This window comes from bacterium, from assembly GCA_035559435.1.
Classification (GTDB): domain Bacteria; phylum Zixibacteria; class MSB-5A5; order WJJR01; family WJJR01; genus JACQFV01.
In genome coordinates this window covers 1-4,058 of record DATMBC010000007.1, presented here as the reverse complement: position 1 = coordinate 4,058, position 4,058 = coordinate 1, and the positions used below count along the sequence as shown (strand labels likewise).

At 64.3% G+C, this 4,058-nt stretch carries 4 protein-coding genes; all 4 read left to right on the top strand.

Annotated elements, in window-relative coordinates; all coding sequences use genetic code 11:
* Nucleotides 1-437: hypothetical protein (locus VNN55_00240; protein HWO55977.1), on the top strand; the 437-nt coding region annotated here is incomplete at its 5' end.
* Entirely contained in the window at nt 434-2,071 is a 1,638-nt protein-coding gene (hemC, locus tag VNN55_00235) for a hydroxymethylbilane synthase (GenBank protein ID HWO55976.1), read from the top strand. The genes VNN55_00240 and hemC, both read left to right, overlap by 4 nt.
* On the top strand, nt 2,052-3,035 hold the full coding sequence (hemB, locus tag VNN55_00230) for a porphobilinogen synthase (GenBank protein ID HWO55975.1): 984 nt from the start codon (nt 2,052-2,054) through the stop codon (nt 3,033-3,035). The genes hemC and hemB overlap by 20 nt, the downstream gene beginning before the upstream one ends.
* A gap of 178 nt (nt 3,036-3,213) precedes the next feature.
* On the top strand, nt 3,214-4,058 hold an 845-nt coding region (locus tag VNN55_00225; protein HWO55974.1), incomplete at its 3' end, for a glutamate-1-semialdehyde 2,1-aminomutase.

Below are 4,058 nucleotides of genomic sequence, written 5' to 3'. Positions count from 1 at the left end.
ACCGCCGCGAGCGTTTCCGGGCCGTCGACGCCGCCGAGCGCATCATCGATCAGGCGATCGGACGCGCGCACATGGTCAATGCCCAGCGCGTCTTCCAGCCGGTCATGGCCTCGGCCCTCAATGAAGGCATGGCCTACGCCGAAGCGCAGATGCGCCGGCTGTTCGAATCGCGTCTGTCCCACCTGACCGCTACCGACCGCGAGACCATCGCCCACTTTGTTCGCCAACTCGTCCAGTACAGCAACCATTTGCCGATGGAAGCTTTGGCGCACCACACCGACACCGCCCGCGAGGATTGCGCGCTGCTGGCCGGTTACGAGTGCGTGGAAGATCATCCCGAAGGCGTCCATCCGGAGCATCCGGCGGCCGCGCGCTGCGCCATGCGCGAAAGCGGCATCTGCCTCGGCAAGATTGGCAACGATCTGGACGCCCTATGAAAATTGGCACTCGCGGCAGTGAATTGGCTCTCTGGCAGGCCCGCCATGTGCGGGCCTTGTTGCAACAGGCCGCCGGGGTCGACGCCGAATTGGTCATCATCAAGACCGCCGGCGACAAGGACCTCGACACGCCGTTCGTCGGCATGACCGGCAAGGGGTTCTTCACCAAGGAAATCGAGGACGCCCTGCTGGCCGGGAAGATCGATCTGGCGGTCCATTCGCTGAAGGACCTGCAGACGGTCATGCCCGATGGTCTGATGCTGGGCGCGGTGCCGGAACGGGCCGACCGTCGCGACATCCTGCTTATTCGCCGTGAGGCCTTTGACGCCGGCATGCCGCTGCGGTTGCGCCATGGCGCCAACGTCGGCACGTCCTCGGCACGCCGTGTCGCGCAGCTGCGTTTTCTGCGCCCCGATCTGACGCTCGAACCATTGCGCGGCAATGTCCCGACGCGTGTGCGCAAATTGAAGGAAGGGCGCTACGACGCCATTCTCGCCGCCTCCGCCGGGCTGGACCGTCTGGAACTGCCCCTGGATGAGTTCCATGTTTACCGTCTTTCCGAATCGTTGCTGGTGCCCGCGCCGGCGCAAGGGGCGTTGGGCTTGCAGGTGCGACAGAATGACCGCGAGACGCGCGCCATCGTAACCCGCCTCGATTCCCCCGAGCTCCGTCAGATTGTCTATCTCGAGCGGGAAGTGCTGCGTCGTCTGGAAGGCGGTTGCCAACTGGCGCTGGGCACAGCCGCCGAGAAAACCGGGGAGGGGTACCGCCTGGCGTCATTTCTCGGCGATGATCAGGGTGGCGCCCCCCGCCGGGTGATTGTCTGCGGACGCGATCCGGAGTCCATCATTCTGTCGGCGGTCGCCTATCTGAAACGGGAGGCACAACGCGACCTGGAGGGCCGCGGATCGATTTGGATCACGCGCGAGCCCGAACGCGCTCAAGCCTTCATCAAGGCGGTCGCCTCACCGCGCCTTGAAGCGGTGCCCGTGCCGGTGTTTGTCACTGTCGAAGCCGGTGACCGCGATCACCAACGGCGTTGTCTGGCCAATCTCGCCGCCTACGATTGGGTCATCTTCACCAGCCAAGTCACGGTGCGCGAATTCAAACGGCTCCTGCAGGAGCACCGCGCCGCGTTTTCGCCGACAACCCGTTTGGCAGCAGTGGGGAGGAAGACCGCGCAGGCAATGCGGGAGGCCGGCTGGGCTCCGCATTTTGTCGGCGATGTCGCCGATGCGGTCTCGCTGGCGGAACAATTCGCCGCAGAATTCAAAGGCGCGATCGGACGCGTCCTGTTTCCCTGCGGCGCCGCGGCCGGCGAGGATCTCGAGACCGCTCTGGCCGCGGAGGCGGGGGCGTTTGAACGGCTGGTCTGCTATGATATGGTGAAGCACCCGCAATTGGCCGGGACCATCCGCGGACTCGATGATCCGGCGGCGGTGGTCTTCACCAGCCCGCAGGCGGCGCGGTTCCTGCTATCGGAACGGCCGCTGCCGGCCAATGTGCTGCCGGTTGCCATTGGACCGGCGACCAGCGAAGCGTTAATTTCACAGGGCTGTCCCCTGGTATTTGAGGCGTTTGATCGATCATTGGAAGGAACCGCCGAGGTGATTCATGGACTATTCGCCATATAGACGGCCCCGCCGTCTGCGCCGCAACCTCACCATACGCGACATGGTCGCCGAGACTTGTCTGTCGACCGACGGCATGATCCAGCCGTATTTCGTCGGCGAGGACGCCATCGGCAAGACCGAGATCGGCAGTATGCCGGGGATCTATCGCGAGAACGTCGACAACCTGGTCAAATCGATCGGCGCCGATCTCAAGGTCGGGGTCAGGCGCGTCATGCTGTTCGGCGTCACCCATCTGAAGAGCGCCGGCGCCGACGCGGCCTTCGCCGATTCGAATCCCGTGGTCAGAGCGGTCGAGCGGCTGCGCAAGGAGTTCGGCCACGACCTGTTCGTGTCGGCCGACGTCTGCCTGTGCGCTTACACCGAGTCGGGGCATTGCGGCATTCTGCATGGGGATGTGATCGACAACGACCGTTCGCTGCCGGTCCTGGCGCAGATGGCGTTGCGTCTGGCGCAGGCCGGGGTCGATTGGGTCGCGCCGTCGGACATGATGGATGGCCGTGTCGGCGCGATCCGTCAGACCCTCGACCGCGCCGGCTACACCAACACCGGAATCCTCGCCTACACCGCCAAGTATGCCTCTTCGTACTATGGCCCCTTCCGTGAGGCGGCCGACTCGGCCCCGCAGAAGGGCGACCGCAAATCGTACCAGATGGATTGGCGCAACCGCCGCGAGGCGCGACTGGAGGCGCAGCTGGATCTGGAGGAGGGCGCGGATATAATCATGGTCAAGCCGGCGCTGGCCTACCTCGACGTAATCCATGACTTGTCGCAGTCGGTGGATGTGCCGATCGCGGCCTACAACGTCTCCGGCGAATACACCATGGTGAAACTGGCGGTGCGCGACGGCTTGGCGCAGGAGCGCGACCTGGTCCTCGAAAACCTGACCGCGATCACCCGCGCCGGCGCGTCGATCATTCTGACCTACCATTTGCGGGATATCCTGAAGGGGAAGTGGGTGAATTGATGGGATTGTCTCCGTCCACTTCGCCCTTTGCTGTCACCCCGAGCGCAGCGAGGAGTCTGCTTTTTGCGTCGGGTGTGAACAGCAGATTCCTCGCTTCGCTCGGAATGACAGGGGTGTGTGGTGAGAACGAGTCTAAGGCTATGATACCAGAAGCCGGAAAACGCAACCAACGATGGCCATGACAACAACCCAACCCTCCATCTCCGCCCCTGTCGCCAACTCGGCGGCGTTGAAAGCGCGCGCCGACCGTGTCATTCCCGGCGGCGTTAACTCGCCGGTGCGCGCCTTCGGCGCGGTTGGCGGCACACCGCGCTTCATTGCTTCGGCGCAGGGGTGTCACATCACCGACGCCGACGGTTACTCCTACATCGACTTTTGCATGTCGTGGGGGCCGCTCATCCTCGGGCATGCCCACCCGAAGGTGCTTGAGGCCATTGAACGCGCCGCCGCCAAGGGGTCCTCGTATGGCGCGCCCACCGAGGAAGAGGTCCTGCTGGCCGAAAAGGTGGTGGAGTGGGTCAAACCGGTCGAGATGGTGCGGTTTGTCTCCTCCGGAACCGAGGCGGTGATGTCGGCGATCCGGGTGGCGCGCGGGTTTACCGGACGCGACCTGATTGTCAAGTTTGCCGGTTGCTACCACGGGCATGCCGACTACCTGCTGGTCCAGGGCGGCTCGGGGCTGGTCACCTTCGGCACACCGTCATCCGCGGGAGTCCCGAAGGCCTTTGCCGATTGCACACTGGTTGCGACCTACAACGATCTCAACTCGGTCGAAGCGATCTTCAGCCGGCACGGCGACCGGATCGCCGCGATCATTGTGGAGCCGGTGGCGGCCAATAATGGCCTGGTGCTGCCGCACCCCGGCTTCCTGCCGGGGCTGGCGGAGATCGCGCATCGTCATGGCGCGCTCCTGATTTCCGACGAAGTCATAACAGGCTTCCGTCTGTCGGCGTCCGGCGCGGCCGGGTATTATGGCTACACACCCGACTTGATGACCTTCGGGAAGATCATCGGCGGGGGACT

Bases quoted from the DNA above. Each gene is read 5' to 3' on its own strand.
- hemC (HWO55976.1), top strand. From the start codon at position 434: ATGAAAATTGGCACTCGCGGCAGTGAATTGGCTCTCTGGCAGGCCCGC.
- hemB (HWO55975.1), top strand. From the start codon at position 2,052: ATGGACTATTCGCCATATAGACGGCCCCGCCGTCTGCGCCGCAACCTC.